Annotated in this window: 23 protein-coding genes and 1 pseudogene; 18 read left to right on the top strand and 6 right to left on the bottom strand. The window is 65.3% G+C overall.

Features of this window, described 5'->3' with window-relative positions; genetic code table 11:
• Positions 1 to 12: 12 nt before the first annotated feature.
• Positions 13 to 753: a flagellar brake protein gene (locus THIARS_RS14860; RefSeq protein ID WP_094162165.1), complete on the top strand. Its 741-nt coding sequence runs from the start codon at positions 13 to 15 to the stop codon at positions 751 to 753.
• Here the strand turns inward: THIARS_RS14860 and fliW are convergent.
• The 6 genes from fliW to motA form a co-directional block, all read right to left on the bottom strand.
• Positions 733 to 1260, bottom strand: a complete 528-nt coding sequence (gene fliW / locus THIARS_RS14855; RefSeq protein WP_186436699.1) for a flagellar assembly protein FliW — start codon at positions 1258 to 1260, stop codon at positions 733 to 735. The genes THIARS_RS14860 and fliW overlap by 21 nt on opposite strands.
• Positions 1261 to 1294: 34 nt before the next feature.
• Entirely contained in the window at positions 1295 to 1531 is a 237-nt protein-coding gene (csrA, locus tag THIARS_RS14850) for a carbon storage regulator CsrA (protein WP_094161568.1), read from the bottom strand.
• 15 nt (positions 1532 to 1546) lie between these two features.
• Positions 1547 to 1996 (bottom strand): flagella synthesis protein FlgN, encoded by a 450-nt coding sequence (locus THIARS_RS14845; RefSeq protein ID WP_186436698.1) that lies wholly within the window; start codon positions 1994 to 1996, stop codon positions 1547 to 1549.
• A 66-nt stretch (positions 1997 to 2062) separates the two neighbouring features.
• Positions 2063 to 2392: a flagellar biosynthesis anti-sigma factor FlgM gene (gene flgM / locus THIARS_RS14840; protein WP_186436697.1), complete on the bottom strand. Its 330-nt coding sequence runs from the start codon at positions 2390 to 2392 to the stop codon at positions 2063 to 2065.
• 99 nt (positions 2393 to 2491) lie between these two features.
• Positions 2492 to 3496, bottom strand: coding sequence for a flagellar motor protein MotB (motB, locus tag THIARS_RS14835; RefSeq protein ID WP_094161565.1), 1005 nt, complete (start codon positions 3494 to 3496; stop codon positions 2492 to 2494).
• A gap of 3 nt (positions 3497 to 3499) precedes the next feature.
• Positions 3500 to 4360, bottom strand: coding sequence for a flagellar motor stator protein MotA (gene motA, locus THIARS_RS14830; RefSeq protein WP_094161564.1), 861 nt, complete (start codon positions 4358 to 4360; stop codon positions 3500 to 3502).
• Positions 4361 to 4633: 273 nt separating this feature from the next.
• Here motA and THIARS_RS14825 point away from each other — a divergent pair, with 273 nt between their 5' ends.
• The 17 genes and pseudogenes from THIARS_RS14825 to THIARS_RS19130 all read left to right on the top strand — a co-directional run.
• On the top strand, positions 4634 to 5062 hold the full coding sequence (locus THIARS_RS14825) for a response regulator (RefSeq protein WP_094161563.1): 429 nt from the start codon (positions 4634 to 4636) through the stop codon (positions 5060 to 5062).
• Entirely contained in the window at positions 5059 to 5550 is a 492-nt protein-coding gene (locus THIARS_RS14820; RefSeq protein WP_094161562.1) for an uS12 family ribosomal protein, read from the top strand. Before THIARS_RS14825 ends, THIARS_RS14820 begins: the two co-directional genes overlap by 4 nt.
• Before the next feature lie 24 nt (positions 5551 to 5574).
• A complete protein-coding gene (locus THIARS_RS14815; RefSeq protein WP_094161561.1) occupies positions 5575 to 7584 on the top strand; it encodes a chemotaxis protein CheA in 2010 nt (669 codons plus the stop codon).
• A 24-nt stretch (positions 7585 to 7608) separates the two neighbouring features.
• On the top strand, positions 7609 to 8232 hold the full coding sequence (locus THIARS_RS14810; RefSeq protein ID WP_094161560.1) for a chemotaxis protein: 624 nt from the start codon (positions 7609 to 7611) through the stop codon (positions 8230 to 8232).
• Entirely contained in the window at positions 8229 to 8975 is a 747-nt protein-coding gene (locus tag THIARS_RS14805; protein ID WP_094161559.1) for an oxygen-binding di-iron domain-containing protein, read from the top strand. The genes THIARS_RS14810 and THIARS_RS14805 overlap by 4 nt, the downstream gene beginning before the upstream one ends.
• Positions 8976 to 9922: 947 nt before the next feature.
• Positions 9923 to 10933: pseudogene (locus THIARS_RS19295) on the top strand (methyl-accepting chemotaxis protein); the annotation flags it as partial.
• Between the two features lie 32 nt (positions 10934 to 10965).
• A complete protein-coding gene (locus THIARS_RS19135; RefSeq protein WP_094162164.1) occupies positions 10966 to 12210 on the top strand; it encodes a methyl-accepting chemotaxis protein in 1245 nt (414 codons plus the stop codon).
• Positions 12211 to 12227: 17 nt separating this feature from the next.
• Positions 12228 to 13685: a methyl-accepting chemotaxis protein gene (locus THIARS_RS14790; protein ID WP_094161557.1), complete on the top strand. Its 1458-nt coding sequence runs from the start codon at positions 12228 to 12230 to the stop codon at positions 13683 to 13685.
• 32 nt (positions 13686 to 13717) lie between these two features.
• The gene (locus tag THIARS_RS14785; RefSeq protein WP_094161556.1) at positions 13718 to 14686 is read left to right on the top strand and encodes a chemotaxis protein; all 969 of its coding nucleotides are present in this window, start codon (positions 13718 to 13720) and stop codon (positions 14684 to 14686) included.
• Between the two features lie 46 nt (positions 14687 to 14732).
• Positions 14733 to 15728, top strand: a complete 996-nt coding sequence (locus THIARS_RS14780) for a methyl-accepting chemotaxis protein (RefSeq protein ID WP_094161555.1) — start codon at positions 14733 to 14735, stop codon at positions 15726 to 15728.
• Between the two features lie 49 nt (positions 15729 to 15777).
• Positions 15778 to 16146, top strand: coding sequence for a response regulator (locus tag THIARS_RS14775; protein ID WP_094161554.1), 369 nt, complete (start codon positions 15778 to 15780; stop codon positions 16144 to 16146).
• A gap of 11 nt (positions 16147 to 16157) precedes the next feature.
• A complete protein-coding gene (locus tag THIARS_RS14770; RefSeq protein ID WP_094161553.1) occupies positions 16158 to 16499 on the top strand; it encodes an STAS domain-containing protein in 342 nt (113 codons plus the stop codon).
• Positions 16496 to 18715 (top strand): chemotaxis protein CheA, encoded by a 2220-nt coding sequence (locus THIARS_RS14765; protein WP_094161552.1) that lies wholly within the window; start codon positions 16496 to 16498, stop codon positions 18713 to 18715. The genes THIARS_RS14770 and THIARS_RS14765 overlap by 4 nt, the downstream gene beginning before the upstream one ends.
• Before the next feature lie 27 nt (positions 18716 to 18742).
• Positions 18743 to 20473: a methyl-accepting chemotaxis protein gene (locus tag THIARS_RS14760; RefSeq protein ID WP_094161551.1), complete on the top strand. Its 1731-nt coding sequence runs from the start codon at positions 18743 to 18745 to the stop codon at positions 20471 to 20473.
• A gap of 181 nt (positions 20474 to 20654) precedes the next feature.
• Positions 20655 to 22367 (top strand): methyl-accepting chemotaxis protein, encoded by a 1713-nt coding sequence (locus tag THIARS_RS14755; protein ID WP_094161550.1) that lies wholly within the window; start codon positions 20655 to 20657, stop codon positions 22365 to 22367.
• A 26-nt stretch (positions 22368 to 22393) separates the two neighbouring features.
• Positions 22394 to 22993 (top strand): chemotaxis protein CheW, encoded by a 600-nt coding sequence (locus THIARS_RS14750; RefSeq protein ID WP_094161549.1) that lies wholly within the window; start codon positions 22394 to 22396, stop codon positions 22991 to 22993.
• Between the two features lie 52 nt (positions 22994 to 23045).
• Positions 23046 to 24242 (top strand): methyl-accepting chemotaxis protein (locus THIARS_RS19130; RefSeq protein ID WP_281254214.1); only part of this gene is annotated, 1197 nt, incomplete at its 3' end.

Below are 24242 nucleotides of genomic sequence, written 5' to 3'. Positions count from 1 at the left end.
CAGGGCCGGGACATGCGCGAAGTCGCCAGCAAGCTGTTCAAGAACGAGTTTCGCCTGACCACCCGCCAGAAGGTCGAGCATGTCCTGGGCAAGATCGCCCGCAGCCGTGAAGCCCTGTCGGTGATCCCCAGCGAGCACGCCGAGGAGTTCACCTCCCTGCTGCTGCATCTTGATCGCGAGAGCCAAACCCTGGTGATCGATGAACTCAATCCGGCCCACGGCAACAAGCGCCTGCTTGGAGATCGCCCGTTTTTCTGCCTGGGGCGCTCGGAAGGCGTGTATGTCGGATTCCAGAGCCACCTGATCGAGGCGATCGACTGGGAGGGTTACGGCGCCTTGCGCATCGCCTATCCCGACGTCACCTATTACCTGCAGCGGCGCAGCTATTACAGGGTCCTGGTGAACGCGGGCGATGTCGGCACGGTCGAACTGCAACGCCGCGGCGCACGCGCCATCCAGGGGCAGTGCCACGACATCAGCGGCAGCGGCATGCGCATCATGCTGACCTCGCCCACCGATTTCGCGCTGACCGAGGGCGAATACATTCCCCTGGTGCGCTTCAGCCTGAACGGCGTCGAATTGGCCAGCGAGGCGCAGGTCCGCTTCATCGGCCCCATACGCAGCGCCAAGGTCAGGCAGCCTGTGCGCCCGGTCGGCATTCACTTCCTGAACATGACGCCCGCCTTTGAGCAGCGTGTGGTGAGCTACGTCCAGCGCCGCGACCGTGAGCTACTACGGGACGGCAAGCTCTGAACCGCGCCCCGCGCTTCGCACGCCGGCACTGGCCGCGTGCTGCAGCGGCGGCGGTTGAAATTCGACCAGCCGTGCATGCCACGCGGCATCGGCTTCGGTGCTGCGCCGGCCTGTCCAGACACCCTCGCCCGTCACCTGATCCGTCTCGAACACGCGCTGCAGGAACCGGGCTTGGGCCACGTTGAACAACAGGGGCGCGAGGCGATGCACGCGCAAGGCCTCCCCCGGCGCTTGCGGCAGGATGACGAGCACGCAAGGCGGCGCATCGAACTCGCCCGGGTCGGCGTCGCGGGCCGGAAAGCGCAAACCGAAACAGGCCGCGTCGGCCATCAGAAAAGCCAGATCCGGCACCTCGAGCGACTGCAGCCAGATGAACGGCGCCTGTCCGGCCAGCCGCACGAGCGCGAATTCGCGCAGTTCCTCGAAGCCCGGCATGGGCTCGGCACAGATCCAGCGCTTGTCCTGCGGCACCTCGATGGCGCCGAAACGGGTTGCGTACGTCGTCATCGCCTGCCCCTGGTTCCTGCGCAAGCCGGGTGTGTCATGTCGCTTCCTTGGCACCCTGCAGCCAGGCATCCAAGGTCACCTGCTCGGGAGCGGCCTGGGCCTGCTGGTTGAGATCGATCACCATGTCGTAGAGCTCTTCGCGCAGGATGCGAAGATGCTTGGGACCCTCGATGCCAAGCCGGACCTTGCCGCCGCCGACGTGGACGACCAGCAGGCGGATATCCTGGCCGATTCGAATCGCCTCGCCGGCATGACGCGAAAGGATCAACATGCGGGAAAGGTCCGATCAGGCGCTGGCCAGCGGCTTGCTGGACGGGTGCCCGGCCAGCGCCTGGCCGTAAGGTCCGTAGACGGTTGCGCCGCCCGGATTCGGGATGCCGCGCAGGATGTCGAGCGCGCCCTGGGTATTGCGCAGAAGGGCCGAAACGACCAGACCATTGCGTTGATTGGCCTGGGCAACGGCTCGCGCCAGTTCGCGAATTTTGCGCGCCCTCTCGGTGTCGTCGCCCGGCACGGCTTGCCGAACTTGGCCGGGCGCGCCGAGCAGGCCGATCCGGGCCTGTTCGAGGCGCTCGAGTTCGGCGCAGAGACTGGCCTTGCGCTCGGCCAGGTCGGGTAGCTGGTCGATGCCGCCACCCACTAGAGCGTCCAATTCGGATTGCAGAATCTGGCCGACCTGCTCGAGCAGCAACTGCTGCTCGAGCAGTAGTTGATCGAGCCGGTCAGGCTGCGCCATGGCTTTGACTCGTTGCGGCATATCGCGCCATGGCTGGGGGAAAATGTCTGGGGCCGGAGCGGAGGCTTATCGGCCCGTGGCCTTCTGCAGGGCCTGGCTGTCGCGCAGCAATCCTTGCGCAATTTTTTGCGGGTCGACCGTGTAGTGTCCGGAGGCTATGGCCGACTTCAGCTCACTGAGCTTCAGGTCCGTGGCTCCCGAGGTCGTCGTGGTCGCCGCGGTGTTGAGCAGACGGGCCGAATTCGAAATCGAAACCATATCGCCTCCGGCCTGCGTCCCGACCGCACCCGCAGCCACCGACCCTGCCGTGCCGGCAGGGTTGCGCTTGGTGCTGGTCTCGACCTTTTGGATGCTCCCGCTGGCCGGGTTCGTGACTGAATTCTGGATGGGATTCATTGCTGACATACTCCTGATAACCCAGCTGACGACACAAATTCCACAGACTTGAGGATAAGTGACTTGACACCACGGTGCAGCATCGACTAACCCCTTGCCTCAATGGCCCGTGGGCGCCAGCCCCGCAAGGGGTTTCGAGGCGAGTTGTGCAGGCGCAACAATCGGACTCGCTGGAGCACTGGCCACGGCGCCCTCCACCCTGGAGATGGCCTCGCCAGCGCTATTCACGCTCTGCTCGGCCGCCTGATCGGCCAGGATGCGGGCCTCGGCCTGCCTGGACAAGACCACGATGCTCACACGCCGGTTGAGCGGCGAGTTGGGATTCTGAGGATCATAGGGCGAGGCCGAGCCCATGCCGACCACGCGCAAGACCTTGGGTTCCGCCAGGCCGGATTGCACCAGCACCTGCCGCACGGCGTTGGCGCGGTCCGCGGACAGGTTGTAGTTGCTGTAGCCGCGCCCCTGGTTCTGATAACTGAGGGCGTCGGTGTGCCCCGTGATGCTGATGGCGTTGGGCAACTGGTTCAAGGTGGGCGCGATGTCCTGGAAAATCGTTCGGGCGTAGCTTTCCAAATGCGCCCCGCCCAGCCCGAACATGGGCCGCTTGTCGCTGTCGACGACCTGGATGCGCAAACCTTCGCGCGTGATGTCGATCAGCAGCTGCGAACGGAAGGCATTGAGTTGCGGATCCGATTGGATTTGAGCTTCCAGGGCCTTTTTCAAGGCCTCGAGGTTCTGCTTGTCGGCCTCTTCGGCCTTGCGCGCGGTGGCGTCAGGCTTGACGATCCTGCCTGGCGTTGCGCCGTTGCGCACCTGGCCCGTGGTGCGTGTGAGATCGGTCCCCCCGCCCTGGATCACCGAGTTGGACGAGCCCGCGCCTGCCCCCCCCTCCATGGAAACCTTCTGGGGATTCTTGAAATATTCGGCGATGCCTTGCAGCTGTGCCTTGGTCGTCGATCCCAGCAACCACATGAGCAGGAAAAACGCCATCATCGCCGTCACGAAATCGGCGTAGGCGATCTTCCACGCCGCGCCGTGGCCGCCACCGGAGACTTTCTTGATCCGCTTGATGACGATGGGTTGCGGCTTTTGCGTATCGGCCATGGCTCATTTCCCCTTGGCTTCGCGCAGATGCGTTTCCAGCTCGGTGAAACTGGGCCGCTCGTTCGAGTACAGGACCTTGCGGCTGAATTCGACCGCCACCTGCGGAGGATAGGCATTCATCGTCGCCAGCAGCGCGACCTTGATGCATTCGAGCATCTTGGTGCTTTCCTGCGCGCGGTCTTCCATGCGCGCGGCGATGGGCGCGAGGATCGCATAGCCGATCAAAATACCGAGAAACGTCCCCACCAGGGCGGCCCCCACCAGTTCGCCGAGCACGGCCGGGGGCTGATCCACCGAGGCCATGGTGTGAACCACCCCCATCACCGCGGCGACGATGCCGAACGCCGGCATGCTGTCGGCCGTGCGGGTCATGGCATGGATCGGGCCTTCCATCTCGCGATGATGCGTCTCCAGATTCACGTCCATCAGATTTTCCATTTCCATCACGCCCAGATTGCCGCCGATCATCAGGCGCATGTAATCGGTGATGAACTCCAGGATATGGTGGTCGGCAAGAATGCGCGGGTATTTCTTGAAGATCTCGCTGGCGCGCGGATCCTCCACATCCCCTTCGAGCGACATCAGGCCGTTCTGCCGCATGCGGGTGAACAAGTCATTGAGCAGGGTGAGCAACTCGAGATAAGTGGCCTTGGAATACGTCGAACCCTTGAGCGCGGTTGGAAAGGCCTTGAGCGTGGCCTTGAATCCCTTCGGGAAGGTCGATGCAAAAAAAGCGCCGAATGCGCCCCCACCGATCATCAGCAACTCGAAGGGCTGCATGAGCGCCCCGGCATGCCCACCCTCCAGTACATACCCGCCAAAAATGGCACCCAGGGACAAGATATAGCCAATCAATAAAGCCATGTTGGGAAGATTCTTGAGTTGCGTGGAAAGATGCCCATAAGCGTCACGATTTTGCGCCCGACTTCACACCAGGCCTGCCAACCCGGGCATGAATCGGACAGGAGCCGGCGGCGCGAACGCTCCAGGTCGGCGCCATGCAAGGCTGCCACTGCGGATGCCCCACGTCTAACGGCACAGGCTGCCGAGGCTTGAACGCCGGACCTCATCCCGCAGCGGGGGAGCGTCCGGCGCTATCAAGTCCGGCGGAACTGTGCCGTCATCACCTCCAAGCCCATGTTCTTGCGACTTGCCTTGGAGCGCCCCTTGAAATTCCTTGTTGTTGACGATTTCCCCACGATGCGGCGCATTGTCCGTGGGCTGTTGATGCAAACCGGCCACGTGACCGGGACCATCGACGAGGCCGAAGACGGTGTGCAAGCCCTCAAACGCATCCAGGCCGGCGGCATCGAGTTCGTCGTGACCGATTGGAACATGCCCAATATGCAGGGCATCGACCTGCTGCGCCACATCCGCGCCTCGGAAGACCCGGCCATTCGCGCGCTTCCGGTGCTCATGGTCACGGCCGAAGCCAAGAAGGAGAACATCCTGGCGGCAGCCCAAGCCGGCGTCAACGGCTATATCGTCAAACCCTTTCCGGCCGACACCCTGAAGGCCAAAATCGACGGCATCCTGCAGCGTCTGCAAGGCGGGACGTCGTCATGAACACCGACACCCACGCCCTGCCGCCTTCGGCCGTGCACAACCTGCGCGAGGCCGATGTCCTGCTGACCGAAGGGGTGCAGCGCATCATGCATGCCTCCAGCGACCTGCCGGGCGTCAGCCATCCGCTGCAGGAAGCCCTCGCGCTGAGCGAGCAGCAAGCCATGGCGACGCTCGAGGCCGTCGAGAGCGCGCAAAAGGAAGTGGCCGCCATTCGCGCCACCAACGGAGGCTTCATCGACAGCCGGCTGGATCGCCTCGACGAGCATCTGCAGACCATCCTCACCAGCCAGCAAAGCCAGGATCTGGCGGGCCAGCGCCTGAAAAGGACCATCACGCTGCTCCAGGCCGTCGAGCAGCGCATCCAGGAAGCGCTCGAGCAGCTCGGCCACGCCCGCGGCACGACGCAAGCCCCCGAGGAAGACACCTTCAGCGGCGAACGCATGGATCAGGGCAATGTCGACGACTTGCTTGCCCAGCTCGGCATCTGACTCCCATCCCCATCCGACACTGCCATGGACAACGACATCCTGCAGGAATTTCTGGCCGAATCGCGCGAATTGCTGGCCGATGCCCAAGGCCAGTTGCTGCGCCTGGAGGCGTCGCCCGATGACGCCGGCATTCTCGGCGCCATCTTCCGCGCCTTCCACACCCTCAAGGGCGGAGCGGGTTTTCTGGAAGCGCAGAACATGGTGGACTGGTGCCACCACCTCGAGGATCTGCTCGACAAGCTGCGCGACCACAAGCTGCAGGCCGACGGCGGCATGATCGATGCCATCCTGCGCTCCACCGATGTGATCGAGCGCATGCTGGGCGAGATGGGCCAGGGCGAGAACCCCGCGCCCGGGCCAGCCGATCTGAGCGCCCTGGTGCAGGCCTACGCCCGCGGCGAGCAACCCGAGACAAGCACGCCCGAGCCTCGCGCCGCGGCCGCACCGGCGTCCGCGCCGGAGCGGACATGGGCCGAGACGCGCCCCCACGCGTCGGGGCAATCCGGGGTCTATGTGGAAAAAAAGACCCTCGCGCAAAACCCGGCGGAAGACGATCTCGAAGCCGCGTTCAACCGCACGCTGGATGAGCTCTACGGCCAAGGCGGCGCGCCAGGCCTCGAACCCACCGGCGCCGCCGCGCGGGCAACTCCCGCGCCGCGCCCCGCCGCCGTGCCGCCCGTGCCCAACGCCAGCACGCCGCAAACCGCGGAAGACGACCTCGAGGCCGCGTTCAACCGCACGCTGGACGAACTCTACGGCCAAGGCGGCGCGCCCGGGGTCGCGCGGGCCTCGGCTCCGGTGCCCGCGACCGTGCCGAAACCGGCCAACAAACCCTCCCCGCCACCCGCCGCGGAGCCCCAGGGTCGCGAGGACACCACGATACGCGTCGATTCGGCCAGGCTCGATCAGGCGATGAACCAGGTCGGCGAACTCGTGCTCTTGCGCAACCGCCTGTCGGCCGCCGTGGCGCGCCTGGGCCAGAGCGACGAAACGCTCGTGCGGCTGGCACGCGAAACCGACCTCACGGTCAACGACCTGCAGGGCATCGTCATGCGCCTGCGCATGCAGCCATGCAAGCGCCTGTTCCAGAGCCTGACGCGCGTGGTACGGGATGCCAGCCGCAATCTGGGCAAGAAGGTCCGCCTGGAAATCGAAGGCGAGGATGTGGAAATCGACAAGACCGTGATCGACGCCCTGTCCGGCCCATTGATCCACCTGGTGCGCAATGCGCTCGACCACGGCCTGGAAACCCCGCAGGACAGGCAAGCCGCGGGCAAGTCGGAAGAGGGTCTGCTCAGGGTCGCCGCCATCCACCTCGGCGACAAGGTGCAGATCCGGGTGATCGACGACGGACGCGGCATGAACCCGCAGAAGATCCTGCAGTCGGCCTTGTCCAAGGGCATCATCGCCGAGACGGAGGCGGCACGGCTGTCCGAGCGCGAGATGCTCGAACTCATCTTCCTGCCAGGCTTTTCCACCAAGGACCAGGTCAGCGAGCTCTCCGGCCGCGGCGTCGGCATGGACGTGGTGCGCTCGGCCGTGCAGCAGTTGCGCGGCCGCGTCGACATCGCGACCCGGCCCAACCAGGGCACCACGCTGACGCTCGAGTTGCCGCTGACCCTGGCCGTCCTGCCCGTCCTGTATTTCCGGCTGCGTCGCCAGACCTACGCGCTTCCGGTGTCCACGGTCGACAACCTGATGGAGATCGATCCGAGCCATGTCCACAGCATCTCCGGACGGCTCATGATCCAGATCGGGGCCGAGCGCATCGTGCCCTATATCGACCTCGGCCTCCAGTTGCAGGGCGTGCCGCTGCACCTCGGCAAGGATCCGTGCGAGGGCATTCTCACCGAACACGGCCTGCTGGTCGTCTCCGAGGCCGTCGGCACGGAAGACTCCGTCGTCAAACCCCTGGATATTTCCGCGCAGACATCGTGGTACCAGGGCGCCACCATTTCCGGCGGCGGCGACGTGGTTCTCATCCTCGACCTTCAGGCCCTGACGCAGGCCATGCGCACCGGCCAGGCCGCATAAACCGCGACCGCACGAGGAACAGCCATGACATACGACACACGGGTCTCACCCACCGAACTCTGCGGCGGCTTCGTCGGCGTTGCCGACGTGACCTTCTCCTTTCAAGGCCAGTTGCGGCGATACCTGCGCGAAATCGACCGCAAGGCCCTCAACGCCCAGGTCCTGGTGAAGCGCCACGGCAAGGATCTGGCCGGCTACGGCGTGGTCGCGCAGTCGTTCCGTGAGGGCGCGCAGCAACTGCAGACCGCCGCCGACGAGATGCAGCAGGCCATCCATCCGCTGATGCTCGGCTTCATGCAGACCCTGCTCGACAGCTACCGGATCGACAAGCTCGAGCACCTGCCCGAGACCGCCCGCCAGTTTGCTCCGGGGCTGCAGCGCGCCATCGAAGAACGCCAGATGCAGTTGGAAACCCGCACCGAACAGGGCCGGCGCGCCAGCACCCGCTTGCGCCAGGCGCTCGCCCGCTTCGAGAGCGTGGTGGCCGAACTGGAGTACGTGGTGGTCAACGGCCGCATCGAAGCAGCCCTCAAGGGCGATGCGCGCGCCGCCCTCGCCCAGGTCTCCTCCGATATGGACAAGGCCGTGGTGCAGGTTCGCAACCTGCTGCGCACCTACACAGATCAGATCGAAAAGGTCCTTTCATGAAAACCGACAAGTTCTATACCGAGGGGCAGCACCACTGGTTCGTCGTCTACGACCAGAGCGAGCCTCGCGTCGTCGACTCCAACGTCTACGCCCTGCAGGTCGACGGGCATACGCTGCTCTGCGATCCGGGTGGTTTCGAGGTCTTTCCCCAGGTGTTCGCCGCGCTGATGGATGCGCTGCCTCCCTCGTCGATCGAGAGCGCCTTTGTCAGCCACCAGGACCCCGACGTCGGCTCCAGCCTGCCGCTGTGGAACGCCTGCAACCCGGCCATCACCTGGCACACCGCCAAGCTCTGGGTCGGCTTCATACGCCACTACGGGGCGCTGGACGCCAACATCCAGGGCATTCCCGACGAAGGCGGCGAACTGCTCGTGGGGTCGCTCCGGCTGCAGATCATTCCGGCGCATTACCTGCACTCCTCGGCCAATTTCCATCTCTACGACCCGAAGGCCAAGGTGCTGTTCTCCGGGGATGTCGGCTCCGCGCTGCTGCCCGCCGGGCATTCCGCCTACGTCGAGCGGCGCGACCTCGACAGCGCCGCCGCGTTCGACGCCCACATCAAGCACGCGGAGTATTTCCACAAGCGCTGGATGCCATCGAACGAGGCCAAGCGCAAGTGGTGCGAACGCGTGTCCAAGCTCGATATCGACTTCCTCTGCCCGCAGCACGGCGCCATCTACACCGGCGCCAATGTGCAGCGCTTCATCAACTGGTTCGATGCGCTGGAGGTGGGGACGGTCTGAGCCCGCCGCATGCGTGGCTCCAAACCCCAGTCGCGCCCCAGCCCCGACACCTTGATCCGACCGTGATGGAAACGCCCATGATGAACCCCGCCATGTTCCACGCCATCCAGCAGGTTCTCGACCCGCTCGACACGCTGGAGATGCTGGCCGAGGCCGATGAGGCCATGGACAACAAGATTTTCTACATGAACCGTACCGCCCTGGACACCATGGCGCGGTTCCACCAGGGATTGAACGCGGCGCTGCGCGGCGCCGACGTGCGCAATGCGTTCAACCATTCCATCCATCAATTCCACAAGGATCCCGAGCGCATCCGCGGCATCCTGCGCGACCTGGCGCAGGGCAAGGCCGAGATGCATCAGACCGACATGGACGTCGGCAGCGTCTCCTTTTCGTTGCGCTTCGCGCCGGTGCGTGACGAACAGGGACATATGCTGGCCTTCCATGCCTCCTGGCGCAACATCACCGACCAGAAGCAAGCCCTGGATCTGACCCAAGCGCTGTTGCGCCGGCCGCTGGACGCCAGGCAGGAACGCATCGAGAAACTCGAATCGCCGTACCGCGACATCCTGACCTTCATCCGCGACAAGGCCCGGGCCTGGGAGCGCGGATCCTCGAAAGTTGGACTGGCCGCCGCCCGCGGCTATTTCTCGCCCAGCGGGTCCGTGCAGTCCATCAAGTCCAGACAGGCCGAGCAGGACAAGCTGATCGAGAACGTCGGCACCAGCCTGCAACAGGTCGTGGGCACCACGCTGGCGATGGAAGATCAGATCCAGCGCGCGGCGTCGCGCGCGCAGGGCATTGCCGCGGTTGTCGAGTCACGCTATGCGGGCGTGCAGGCGGCCCGCGCGAACTTCGAGCACATCGTCTCCGAAAACACCCGCAACCGGGAGCACCTCGACAGGATCCAGGACAACGCCAAGGACATCACACGCATTCTCCACGTGATCAAGGACATCGCAGCGCAGACGAATCTGCTCGCTCTGAACGCGGCCATCGAGGCCGCCCGGGCCGGTGAGGCCGGGCGGGGGTTCGCCGTCGTTGCCGACGAGGTCCGCCGTCTGGCCAGCAAGGCGGCGGAAACCGTGGTCACCGCCGGCGCTTCGATCGACACCATCCAGGAGTCGGTCGCGGTTGCACACAAGGCTTCCGGCGTGTTCTCGTCGGCGGTGACGAAAAACGCCGAACAGATGGCCGATGTGCTGACAGGCTTTGCCGAGATCAAGGATGGCATCCAGCACAACCAGGCCGTCTTCGCCGAGATCACCGAACTCGGCCGGTCGTCGCAGCAAACCATCAGCGAGCTCAAGTCCAGTTTCGAACAGATGGCGGCCGGCATCCGTCAAGCCACCGCGGACGGGATACGCGGGTCGGAAGAAGTGTCCGCCAATCTTCTGGAAACGCTCAACGAAAACAAGACGCTGCTCGAGATGAACCTGGATTTCGACACCGGCTCGGAACTCAGCCTGGCCTCCCGCGCCGCGATCGAGGGCGCCCGCGAGATCGAGCGGCAGCTTCAACAAGCCCTGCAACAAGGCCGGATCGACCTCCACGCCTTGTTCGACGAGAACTACGTCCCCGTCGCCGGCACGCAGCCGCAGAAATACCGCACGCAATTCACGGATCTGTTCAAGGAACTGGTGCAGCCCATCCTCGACGGCATCCTGGCCCGCAGCGCCAAGTTCAGGTTCTCGTTTGCCGTGGACCGCAACGGCTACACCGCCACGCACAACACCATCTACGACAAACCCCTCACCGGCGACCCGAAGAAGGATCTGGTCGGCAACCGCGCCATGCGCATCTTCAACGATGTGTTCGGACTCGAAGCGGCGCACAACACCAAGCCGATCCACCTGATGATCTACGCCCGGGACACGGGCGAGGTGTTGCGCGAGCTGGACGTGCCAATTCGGCTGAACGACCGCCATTGGGGCAATCTGCGCCTCGGTTTCGAATGAGCGCGCGGGACAAGATTGGAAACGACCCGGCCATGAACCCGACCCTGCTCCACTACGCCGAGCAATACCTCGCCCCCCTCGACACGCTGGAAATGCTGGCCGAGGCGGACGAGGCCATGGACAACAAGATTTTCTACATGAACCGCACGGCGCTGGACACGATGGCGCGGTTCCACCAGGGATTGAACGCGGCGCTGCGCGGCGCCGACGTGCGCAACGCCCTCAACTTCTCGATCCACCAGTTCCACAAGGATCCGGCCCCGATTCGCGCCATCCTGCGCGCGCTGGCCAGTGGGCAGGCCAAGACGCACCACACCGTCATGACGGTGGGCACGGTGACGTTTTCCTTGCGCTTTGCTCCCGTGCGCGATGAGCAGGGCCGATTGCTCGCCTTTCATGCATCGTGGCACGACATCTCCGCGCAGCAGCGCTCGACCCATCTGATCTGCGACGTCAGCCAGACCATCGACGGCATCGAGAAGGCCGCCGACGCGGTGAAGCGGGCCATGGCGAACGCCAGCACCGCGATCGACCATGTCGGCCAGACGGTCCAGGGCAATGGCGCGGTCATGATCGAGCTGCTCCAGCAGGTCAAGTCCATCGGTTCGCTGGTGCAGAACATCCGCGAGATTTCCTACCAAACGAATCTGCTCGCCCTCAACGCGGCGATCGAAGCCGCGCGCGCCGGCGAAGCAGGCAGGGGCTTTGGCGTCGTCGCCGACGAAGTGCGCAATCTGGCGCGCCACGTCCGGGACACCACCGGGGGCATCGAGGCCAATACGCTGGCCATCGCCGACCAGGCCAGGCGCATCGAATCCACGAGCCAGAGCGCCGAACAGGAAGTCGGGCGGGTCAAGTCCGTGATGCAGTCGCTGCAGGGCGATGTGGCCCGCATGTCGTCCATCTCGGCCCAGGCCCAGTTGAAGATGGCCGAGGCGGCTCACATGATCTTCGTTGACCGGATCATGGCCGACGCCGGAAACGACAGGCCGGCGTCGGCTCCCGGCGAGATGACGGACCATCATCAATGCACCTTCGGCAAGTGGTACGACAGCGCCGGCAAGGAGCGATTCGGGGGTTTGGCCGCGTTCGCCTCGGTCGAGCCGGCGCACGCACAGCTGCACGCCGCCGCACGGCAACTGCTCCAGGCTGCGCAAGGTGGCCAGTCAGACCGCATCCCCCAGCTCGCGACGGCGCTGCGCACGCACGAAAGCGAACTCCTGAAACAGCTCGAACGCCTGGGCGAGGCGCTCCACGCCTGCGGCACCGCCAGTTGAGACCCGAGGACGCAAGCATGGACAGCATCAAGGAATTTCTGGTGGACGAAGCCACCCCCGCGCTGGACGGCGATCCCGCGGCAAACGCCCCCGCCTTGTTGGCGGCCGTACCAGAACCCGCAGCGGCGCCGGTCAACCCCGAAGGCCTTCTGGCGCGCCTGAAGGCCGACCGCGAAGCCACGCTGCAGGCCGTGCTCGACCTCTTCGCCGGCAAGGGCGACGACGCCCTGCTGGACATGGGCCTGATCGACGGCCCCCAATGGGTCCGGCAATTCTCCACCACCAAGGCGGCGCTGCTCGCGGGGGCCGACACGGTACGCCGGACCACCCGCAGCCTGGCCTTCGCCGAAGCCCGGGTCACCGGTTTCCAGGCCGAACTCGCCAGTCTGTCCGAACATGTCCTCGACTCCGCGCAGCACACGATGCATGCAGCGAGGCGCACGCAAACCGCCGAAGCCGATTTGCACAACCTGGTCGGCAAGGCCCAGGACACATCGCAAAACCTGGCGCGCAGCCAGAAGGAGCTGGACGCCGTGCAAAGCGAAGTCCACGACGTCGGCAGCTTCGTCACCTCCACCCGCGGCAAGCTTTCCAACTTCGTCGATTCGGTTCGGACGGTCGAACAGCTCACCGCCGGGATCCAGGAGGTCGCCAACCAGACCAATCTGCTGGCGCTGAACGCCGCCATCGAGGCCGCTCGCGCGGGCGAAGCCGGCCGCGGCTTTTCCGTGGTGGCCGACGAAGTGCGCAACCTGGCCCGCAAGACCGCCGCCCTCACGCGCAGGATCGACGACATCACCTTGTCCATTCGCGACGGTTCGACCGACCTGGACCGCGACATGGGCACCGCCATGCAACGCATCGAAGGGGTCGGCCGCCTGGTCAGCAAGGTGCAGTCGGCCAATGGCGAGGTGCGCCGCACCATGGATACCGTGCTGCAGGTGGCGAGCCAGCAGCGCGAGCACATGACCGGTCTCGTGGCCGACGCCGAGGCCCAGCAAACGCGCGGAAGCGAGGCCAGCCGCACGCTGCAGGACCTGGCCAGGCAGTTTCACCTCATTCTGGAGTCCACCGGCGAGGCCAGAGGCCATCTCAAGCGGGGCGCCAGCCAGATCGGGGCCGATACCAGCCCCGGCGTGGCGCTGCGCATTTCATTGGCCATGCACGACGCCTGGATCGGCGACCTGCTCGCGGCGGCTCAAACGCATCAAGCGGTGGACCTGGATCTGTCGGACGACCGCGCCTGCTATTTCGGCAAGTGGTACTACGGTCCGGCCCAAGGGTATTTCGGCTCGAACGCCGGTTTTTCCAGCACCGAGGGCGTGCACAAAAAAGTCCATCAAACCGGCCAGGCGCTGGTGGAAGCGCTGCGCCGCGGCGACCTGCCTCGCACAGGGCAACTGGCAAGCGAGCTTGAGGCCCTGAGCGGCGCCATCACTGAACGCATCGAGGCGCTGATGGCGCTGGTGCCCTGAATCCACACACATCGACGAACACGGAGTCTCCCATGTCCAACATTCTGCAGGATGTCAACGAACGCTCGCACCTGGCGGGAACCAACAAATTCGAGTTGCTGCTGTTCCGCCTCGGCGAGGACGCGGGCGGGCGGCGTGAGATTTTCGGCATCAATGTATTCAAGGTGCGCGAAGCCCTCGTCATGCCCCAGGTCACGTCCATGCCGGGCGCGCCGACGCATGTGCTGGGCGTGGCGAACATCCGCGGCCAGATCGTGCCGGTCATCGACCTGCCCGCCATGGTGGGCTGCAAACCGAAGGGGCTCAACATCCTCATCGTCACCGAGTACGAGCGCTCGGTGCAGGGCTTTGCCGTCGAGGAGGTCGAGGAAATCACCCGCCTGGAATGGAGCCGCGTGCTCTCGGCGGAGGCCAATTCCGTGGGCGGCATGATCACCAGCATCGCCCGGCTCGACGCCGACAGCGACAAGACCCGCCTGGCCCTGGTGCTGGATGTGGAAAAGGTGTTGCGCGACGTGCTGCCGTCGCGCGTGCAGGAGGTCAACACCGCGCAGATCGGCGACGCGCTGGAACTGCCGCCCGGTAGCGTGATCCTGGCCGCCGACGACTCCTTCGTCGCGCGCAACCAGATCGAAAAGGTCCTGCAGGCCCTGCATGCGCCGTACGTGATGGCCAAGACCGGCAAGGAAGCCTGGGACAAGCTGCAAAGCCTGGCGCACGATGCAAAGACCGAAGGCAAGCGGGTGAATGACAAGGTGGCCGCCGTGCTGACCGACCTGGAGATGCCCGAGATGGACGGCTTCACGCTCACGCGCAAGATCAAGGATGACGACCGCTTCAAGCGCATTCCGGTCGTCATCCATTCCTCGCTCACCGGCCAGGCCAACGAGGATCACGCGCGCAATGTCGGGGCCGACGGCTATGTGGCGAAATTCGTCGCCAACGACCTCGGCATCGCCCTGCGCCGTGTCATCGATGCCGCAGCGTTGCAGCCTGCCTGAACCAGAACCAGCCTGAACATTCATCCAGACATCCTTGGGAGCAGTCATGTCGACATCCAATCCAACCAACGGCGGCGGCGCGGCGACGGACCGATCGGCGCAGATCGCTTCGCTGTGCACCGAAGCCCTGCCCGTGCTTGGACAGCAAATCGACGCCGGCCGTGTGCAGATGGAAACGGCCATCCTGCAACTCAGCCAGCGTTTCTCCGGTCTTTACAGCAGCCTGGAAAATGCGGTGAAGGCCTCCCTGAGCGCCTCGGGCGGGCTCGGCGGCGACGAGGGCGTTGTCGCCGTGTTCGGCCAGAGCGAGAGCGAACTGGGCCTCGTGCTCGAGGGTCTCAAGGAAGCTTTCGCCAAACGCGACACCGCCATGCGCGACGTGCTGATGGTCACCAGCTATGCCGACGCGCTGGAAAAAATGGCCGACCAGGTTTCGGCGCTGGCGTCGAAGACCAATCTGCTGGCCCTGAACGCCGCCATCGAAGCCGCGCGCGCGGGCGAGAACGGGCGGGGTTTCGCCGTGGTCGCCGACGAGGTTCGCAAGTTGTCGGTGCAGTCACGCGACACCGGCCGGGAGATGTCCGAAAAGGTCAAGATCATCAACGGCGCGATGAAGGCCATGGCGCAGACCGCCGCGAAGTCCAGCGCCGAGGAAAAACAATCCATGGCCGAGTCGCAACGCTCCATCCAGAACGTGCTCGAGAGGCTGCGCCACGTCACCAGCGGCCTGACGTCCTCGACCGACATCCTCCACCAGGAAAGCGCCAAGATCCGCGAAGAAATCGCCCAGGTCCTGGTCGCGCTGCAGTTCCAGGACCGCGTCAGCCAGATCCTTGCCCACACCCGCGAGAGCCTGGACGCGCTGACCGAGCAGATCGCCGGATTCATCGCCCACCCGGAAGACAGCATCCCGGCCCATCTGGATGTCGCCGCCTACATGCAGAACATCGCCAGCGGCTACACGACCCAGGAACAACGCTTGAACCACAACGGCGAGACCACCACCGAAGTCGTGGACGGCGGCGACATCACCTTCTTCTGAGCCACAGTTCTTCACCTCCCTATCGACTATCGATTCTCCCAAAACGGCCATGTCCAAAACCATTCTCATCGTCGACGACTCTGCTTCGCTGCGCCAGGTCGTCAATATCGCCCTCGCCAGCGCCGGCTATGAGGTCGTCGAGGCCTGCGACGGCGTCGATGCCCTGACCAAGCTCGACGGCCGCAAGTTCCACCTCATCATCAGCGACGTGAACATGCCCAATATGGACGGCATCACCCTGGTCAAGGAGATCAAGCAAAAAGCCGAATACAAGTTCACACCCATCATCATGCTGACCACCGAGAGCCAGGAAGACATGAAGGCGCAGGGCCAAGCCGCTGGCGCGCGGGCATGGGTGGTCAAGCCTTTCCAGCCGGCGCAGATGCTGGCCGCCGTGTCCAAACTCATCGCGCCCTGAAGGGAACAACCATGGATGTCGTCGAACAACAAAGCGGCGCGACCTGTTGCGTCACGCTCAGCGGATCTCTGGATATCTACTGCGCGGCCGAAATGCGCGAACGCCTCGCAGCGTTGCTGCGACAGCACCCTGTGCTGGAGCTGAACCTGGCCGAAGTGGAGGAAATCGACACGTCAGGCGTGCAACTGCTGCTGGCCGCCAAGCAAATGGCCAGCAATCTCGGGCACACGCTCAAGCTCACGGCGCACAGCGCGCCGGTGTTGGCGACCCTGGAACTTTGCAAGCTTCTGCCCTATTTCGGCGACCCGGTCGTTGAATTCGGAACCCCCAGAACCACAAAGGACGCGGCATGAACTTCGAACAACAGATGCAGCAAGCCCTGCAGTCCTTCATCGTGGAGGCGCAGGAACTCCTCGCCAGCATGGAGCAAGGCCTGCTCGGCCTCGAAGCCGGGGCGGACCCCGAGGCCGTCAACGCCCTGTTCCGCGCCGCCCACACCATCAAGGGTTCGGCCGGGCTGTTCGGGCTGGACGGCATCGTCCGTTTCACCCACCACCTGGAGAGCCTGCTCGACCAGATGCGGGCCGGCAAGGTCGAAACCCGCGAGGATGTCGTGAACACCCTGCTCGACGGTCGAGACCTGCTCGCCGGCCTGGTCGACCAAGTCGCGCAAAGCGGGACGTGCGAGGCAGACACCCCGGCCGCGCAGGCCATCGTGGCGCGGCTGCAGTCGCTCCAGCAACCCGGGGCGAAATCTGGCGCGATGGTCACGCGCGAAACGATGCCGCGGCAAAACACCAGTCATGACGAACCGCAGACCGTGACGGTGCTGCCGCAGGGCGCCGCCGCCACCGCCACCTGGCACATCTCGCTGCGCTTCGGCCAGGACTGCCTGCGCAACGGCATGGACCCGCTGGCCTTCATGCGCTATCTGGGCGGCCTGGGCGAGATCGTCGGCCTGGCCACGCTGACCGATGCCCTGCCCGCGCTCGACGTCATGGACGCGGAAACCAGCTATCTCGGCTTCGAGGTCAATTTCCGCAGCGACGTCAGCAAGGAAGAGATCGAATCGGTGTTCGAGTTCGTGCGCGACGACAGCGCCATCAGCATCCTGCCCGCGCACAGCCGCATCGGCGACTACATTGAACTCATCCGCTCGCTGCCGGAGGACGACGCGCGCGTCGGTGAAATTCTGGTGCAGGTCGGCACCCTCACGCGCAAGGAACTGGCCGAAGCGCTCAGCACGCAGCAGCAGGAACAAGGCGCGGAAGGCAGCCATGCCCCGCTGGGCGAGATTCTGGTGCGCGAGGGCGCGACCCACGAGCCCATCGTGCAGGCCGCGCTGGACAAGCAGAAACAGATCAAGGGCAAGCTGCTGCGCGACAGCCAGATGCTGCGCGTGGCGGCCGACAAGCTCGACATTCTCATCAACCTGGTCGGCGAGCTCGTCATCGCCAGCGCCGGCAACGCCCTGCACGCGCAGCGCTCGGACGACCCGGCGCAGCACGAGGCGGCGGCCCAGGTCACGCGGCTGGTGGAAGAAATCCGCGAACGCGCGCTGAAGCTGCGCATGGTCGAGATCGGGGAGACCTTCGCCCGCTTCCAGCGCGTGGTGCGCGACACCTCGCGCGAGCTGGGCAAGGACATCGCGCTGGTCATTCAGGGGGCGGACACCGAGATGGACAAGACCCTGGTCGAGCGCATCGCCGATCCGCTGATGCACCTGGTGCGCAATTCCATGGATCACGGCATCGAGGCGCCCGACGTGCGCGCGGCGCGCGGCAAACCGGCGCAAGGCACGCTGCGCCTGTCGGCCTGCCACGATTCGGGCAGCATCCTCATCGAGGTGGCCGACGACGGCGGCGGCCTCAACCGCGAGCGCATCCTGGCCAAGGCGGTGGAGCGCGGACTGCTGTCGGCCGAAGCCGCGGCCGCCATGCCCGACGCCGACGTCTGGAATCTGATCTTCGAGCCCGGCTTCTCCACCGCCGAGAAACTCACCGACCTTTCCGGCCGCGGCGTCGGCATGGATGTCGTGCGGCGCAATATCGAAGCCATCCGCGGCACCATCGACATCCAAAGCACCGCGGGCCGAGGCACCACCATGCGCCTGCGCCTGCCGCTGACCCTGGCCATCATCGACGGCTTCATGGTGGACAGCGCCGGGCGCACCTATGTGCTGCCGCTCGACGCCGTGGTCGAGTGCATGGAATACCACCCCGGCCCCCGCCAACTCGGCTACATCAACCTGCGCGGCGAGGCCCTGCCGCTGCTGCACCTGCGCGACGTGCTCGGCGGCGGCGATGCGGCGCAGGCGTCCCCGCTGCGGCGCAACGTCGTCGTGGTGCAGGCGGCTGGCCAGCGCGCGGGCCTGGTGGTCGACGCCCTGCTCGGCGAATACCAGACCGTGATCAAACCCCTGGGCGCCCTGTTCGCCCATCTGCAAGGCATCAGCGGCTCGACCATTCTCGGCAACGGCGATGTCGCGCTGATCCTCGACGTCACCGCGCTCCTATCCCGCGTGACGCGACAAGCCAGCGCGGCGCCATCCGCTGCCATCGCGGCTTGAATCCCGACCACAATCGAAGGAAACCGCATGTTCAAACACCTCAAAATCAGTGTTCGACTAGGCCTGGGTTTCGGCCTCCTGGTCGTGCTGCTCCTGCTCACCGTCGGTTTCGGTGTGGCGCAGATGAAAAACATCAACGACCGCTCGCATGAATTGGTTGATAACCAGCTTCGCGCGGAACGGCTCCTGAACACCGTGTACGGCAATTTTCAAAGTACGGCCCGCATCACCTTGCGCACCCTGCTGCAGCAAAATCTCACGGCGGAGGACGCGGCGGCCGTCAAGGCCAACCAGGGCAGCACCAACGCGGCCTTGAAGGAACTCAAGGGCCTGCCCATTTCAAATGCGGTTCAAGCCAAAGTCGACCAGATGATGGGGCTCACCGCGCAAAACCGGCCCATCCTGGCCAAGGTCTTCGAACAGATCCAGCAGGGCAATTACGGCTACGCCACCAGCGAATATCTGCAGAAATCGATGCCCTTGCTTCGTGCGATGCGCATCACCATGCAGGACTTGGCGAAGGTCCAGCAAGGCGAGACCAATGCCTTGTACGCGGCCAGCCAGGCGGATTTCACGCGCGGATTGTGGCTGAGCCTGATTTCAGGCGCTGCCGCCATCCTGCTCGCCATTCTCGGCGGCATCTGGATCACGCGTTCGATCACGGGCCCGCTGAGCCAGGCCGTGGGGGTGGCGCAGCGCGTGGCCGACGGCGACTTGTCGGTGCAGGTTTCCGCCTCGTCGCGCGACGAGACCGGCCAGCTCCTTCATGCCCTGGGCACGATGGTGGCCAAGCTCACCGCCACCATCACCGCGGTGCGCGCCGCCGCCGACAACCTGTCCTCGGCCTCGACCCAGGTCTCCAGCACCTCGCAAAGCCTGTCGCAGTCGGCCTCGGAGCAGGCCGCCTCGGTGGAGGAAACCTCCGCCACGCTGGAGCAGGCCACCACCTCGATCAAGCAAAACGCCGACAACGCCCGCCTCACCGACGCCATGGCGCAGCAGGCTTCGTCCCAGGCGCGTGAGGGGGGCGCGGCGGTGCAGCAGACGGTGGCGGCCATGCAGTCGATCGCNGCCGACAACGCCCGCCTCACCGACACCATGGCGCAGCAGGCTTCGTCCCAGGCGCGCGAGGGGGGCGCGGCGGTGCAGCAGACGGTGGCGGCCATGCAGTCGATCGCCGAGCGCATCTCGATCATCGACGACATCGCGTATCAAACGAACATGCTGGCGCTCAACGCGGCCATCGAGGCCGCCCGCGCCGGCGAGCATGGCAAGGGCTTTGCCGTGGTGGCCGCCGAGGTGAGGAAGCTGGCCGAGCGCAGCCAGGTCGCGGCCAAGGAGATCGGGGATCTGGCCTCCTCCACCGTCAAGCAGACGGAGACTGCCGGCCAGTTGCTCGCGCAGATGGTGCCGGCCATCGCCAAGACTTCGGATCTGGTGCAGGAGATCAACGCCGCCAGCGAGGAGCAGGCCACCGGCATGCAGCAGATCAACCAGGCCGTGGCCCAGCTCAATGCCGTCACCCAGCAGAATGCCTCGGCCTCGGAAGAACTCGCCGCCACCGCCGAGGAAATGAACGCCCAGGCTTCCCAGTTGCAGGACACCATGCGCCAGTTCAGGCTGGCCGACGGGGGCGCGGCGCGCCAGGCGCCGGCTGCGCCCGCGCCCAAGCAGGCCAAGCGCACGACCCGAAAAACCGCCACAACCCCGGCCATGGTCATGGCCACGCCCGGTGATGCGGAGTTCGTCCGGTTCTGAGCGCCCCAGGGGCGGCACGCCGCCCCCGTGGGGGCCAAGAAAACCTGGGAGCGGCCCGGCGTTTCCTTGAGAGCCGATTTCCCCGTATCGCAATCCAAAACACGAACGGCTGGAGCGCACACCCGGTGCGTATCCAGCTGTCGACGCAAAAAACAAAAATTCCCCGTTCACGAGACACATCATGCGCACACAAACCCGTTTCTCTCTCGATATCCGCCGCAGCCTGCTCCTGCTCTCGGCGTTGTTCATCGCCGGCATGGCGGCCATGACCCTGCTGAACGTCAACCGGCTGCGCGCGTCCATCCTCGACGAGCGCGTCTTCATGCTGCGCAACGCCACACAGACGGCGTCCGGAGTGATCGACTACTACTACAGCCAGGCCCAGGCCGGCAAACTCACGCCGGAACAGGCGCAAGCCGAGGCGATGGCCGCGGTGAAGAACATGCGCTACGGCGCCAAGCACGACGGCTATTTCTGGATCACCAACGACACCAACCCGGTTCCCACCATGCTCATGCACCCCATGGTGCCGGCGCTGGATGGCAAGGTCCTGGATCTGCCCAAATTCGACAACGCCACCGGCTACCGCCCGGGGCTGCACGCGCCGCTGGTCGGCACCGATGGCAAGATGAATCTGTACACCGCGCAAAATCTGGCGGCGCAGAATCCCGATGGCGGTGTTTTCGAATACACCTTCCCCAAGCCCAAGGCCGGCGGCGGCCTCACGGCCGAGGCCTTTCCCAAGGACGGCTACGCCCTGCGCTTCGCGCCCTGGCATTGGGTGATCGGCACCGGGGTCTACGTCGATGACGTGAACAACGCCGCCTGGGCCTACAGCCTGCGCGGCCTGCTCGTATCGGGCGTCGGCACCGCCCTGCTGCTGGCGCTGTCGATCTTCGTCATCCGGCGCACCAACACGTCCATGCGTACGGCGTTCCAGGTGTTCTCGCGCCTGGAGCAAGGCGACTTGACCGTGGACATGAACCAGCGCGCCAACGATGAAATCGGCCGGGTCATGGCTTCGGCCCGTGCCATGGTCGATCGCTTCACCCACACCATCACCTCGGTGCGGGATTCGAGCGCCCACTTGCTCGCCGCCTCGACCCAGGTCTCCAGCACCTCGCAAAGCCTGTCGCAGGCGGCCTCGGAGCAGGCCGCCTCGGTGGAGGAGACTTCGGCCACGCTGGAGCAGGCCACCGCCTCGATCAAGCAAAACGCCGACAACGCCCGTCTCACCGACACCATGGCGCAGCAGGCTTCGTCCCAGGCGCGTGAAGGGGGCGCGGCGGTGCAGCAGACGGTGGCGGCCATGCAGTCGATCGCCGAGCGCATCTCGATCATCGACGACATCGCGTATCAAACGAACATGCTGGCGCTCAACGCGGCCATCGAGGCCGCCCGCGCCGGCGAGCATGGCAAGGGCTTTGCCGTGGTGGCCGCCGAGGTGAGGAAGCTGGCCGAGCGCAGCCAGGTCGCGGCCAAGGAGATCGGTGATCTGGCCTCCTCCACCGTCAAGCAGACGGAGACCGCCGGCCAGTTGCTCGCGCAGATGGTGCCGGCCATCGCCAAGACTTCGGATCTGGTGCAGGAGATCAACGCCGCCAGCGAGGAGCAGGCCACCGGCATGCAGCAGATCAACCAGGCCGTGGCCCAGCTCAATGCCGTCACCCAGCAGAATGCCTCGGCCTCGGAAGAACTCGCCGCCACCGCCGAGGAAATGAACACCCAGGCTTCCCAGCTGCAGCAGCTTGTCAGCACATTCAAAACCGGCCAGGACGGCGACATGCCGAATCGGGTTAACCCGAGCCCGGCTTCAGCCAAGAAGAAAAGTGCCGTTACACCTCACGATGCCCTACCCGCGCTGCGCGGTGCCGGCGAATTCGTCAAGTTCTGAACCCGCTCACCGAAACGGAGCCCTCCATGCAAAACACCGCCCTTGTTGCTACGGCAGGCGTCACGCCAGGCACTGCGAATCTTCCCGCTTCCGTGCAGGCGCACGGCCTTGCCGAATCGGCCGCCAGCGGCCAGTACCTCACCTTCAGCCTGCAAAGCGAGGTTTACGGCCTGGACATCCTGCGGGTGCGCGAGATTCTGGAGTACACGCGCCCCACCACCATCCCGATGATGCCGGCCTTCGTGCATGGCGTCATCAACCTACGCGGCAATGTGGTGCCGGTCATCGACCTGGCGCAACGCTTCGGCCGCCCGGCCACCGAGTTGCGCCAGCGCACCTGCATCGTGATCATGGAGGTCGACGGCGACGACGGGCCCCAAGCCATCGGGGTGCTGGTGGACGCGGTCAACGCCGTGCTCGACATGGATGCCACGCAGATCGAACCCCCGCCGAGTTTCGGCACCGGCCTGCGCCAGGACTTCATCCGCGGCATGGCCCGCACCGATTCCGGCTTCATCATCCTGCTCGACGTCTCCCACGTCCTCTCGATGGATGAAATGGCCGCGCTGGCGCGCGTCGCCGACGGCGCCGCGCATTCGGACGCCAAGCCCGCGTTATCCCGCTAGCCAGCTTCTAGCCAGCCTCAACACGCAGTTCACTTTCATCACGAGATCCTCCATGCACGCATTCGGCGATTTGAAACTCCGCACCAAGATGTCCCTTTCCTCGGGGCTGGTGTTCCTGCTTTTTATCGCCGCGCTCGCCGTGAGTTTGTTCGAACTGTCGTCGATCCGGCGCGAGTTCCAGACCTATATCCACACGGACGTGGCCCTGGGCGAAGCGCTGCAGGACATGTACGCGCAAGGTCTGCAGTCCGGCCAGGCGCTGCGCAACATCGTGCTCGACCCCGAGAACAAGGCTGCGTTCAAGAACCTGGATGCGGCACAAGAGCATTTCGCCCAGGCCTTGCAAACCGCCCAAACCCTGGCGGCGAAGGACTCCGGCTACATCAAGGCCCTGCAGGACATCGGCGAGCTTCGGAAGAAACAGGTGGCCGAGTTTGCGCAGATCACGGCGCTGGCCCAAGGTCAACAGCCCGCCGCGATTGCGGCGTTGAACCAGCAGGAAACGCCGCAGTGGCGCCAGGTGCGCCGACGCATCCTGGATCTCATGGCGCAACAAAAAGTGCAAAACGCGCAAGCCGAAGCCAGCACGACGCGCCAAGCGCAGTCCGCCCTGCTGCTGGGCATCGGCACCGGTGGCATCGCCTTCATCCTGGGCTTGCTGTTCACCGTGTTCCAGATTCGTTCGATCACGGGCCCGCTGAGCCAGGCCGTGGGGGTGGCGCAGCGCGTGGCCGACGGCGACTTGTCGGTGCGGGTTTCCGCCTCGTCGCGCGACGAGACCGGCCAGCTCCTTCATGCCCTGGGCACGATGGTGGCCAAGCTCACCGCCACCATCACCGCGGTGCGCGCCGCCGCCGACAACCTGTCCTCGGCCTCGACCCAGGTCTCCAGCACCTCGCAAAGCCTGTCGCAGTCGGCCTCGGAGCAGGCCGCCTCGGTGGAGGAGACTTCGGCCACGCTGGAGCAGGCCACCGCCTCGATCAAGCAAAACGCCGACAACGCCCGCCTCACCGACACCATGGCGCAGCAGGCTTCGTCCCAGGCGCGTGAGGGGGGCGCGGCGGTGCAGCAGACGGTGGCGGCCATGCAGTCGATCGCCGAGCGCATCTCGATCATCGATGACATCGCGTATCAAACGAACATGCTGGCGCTCAACGCGGCCATCGAGGCCGCCCGCGCCGGCGAGCATGGCAAGGGCTTTGCCGTGGTGGCCGCCGAGGTGAGGAAGCTGGCCGAGCGCAGCCAGGTC

Origin of the sequence: Thiomonas delicata, from assembly GCF_900088825.1 — a bacterium.
Lineage (GTDB): Bacteria > Pseudomonadota > Gammaproteobacteria > Burkholderiales > Burkholderiaceae_C > Thiomonas_A > Thiomonas_A delicata.
Note: the sequence above shows the minus strand (reverse complement) of the source record. Positions and strands in the feature narration are given on the sequence as shown.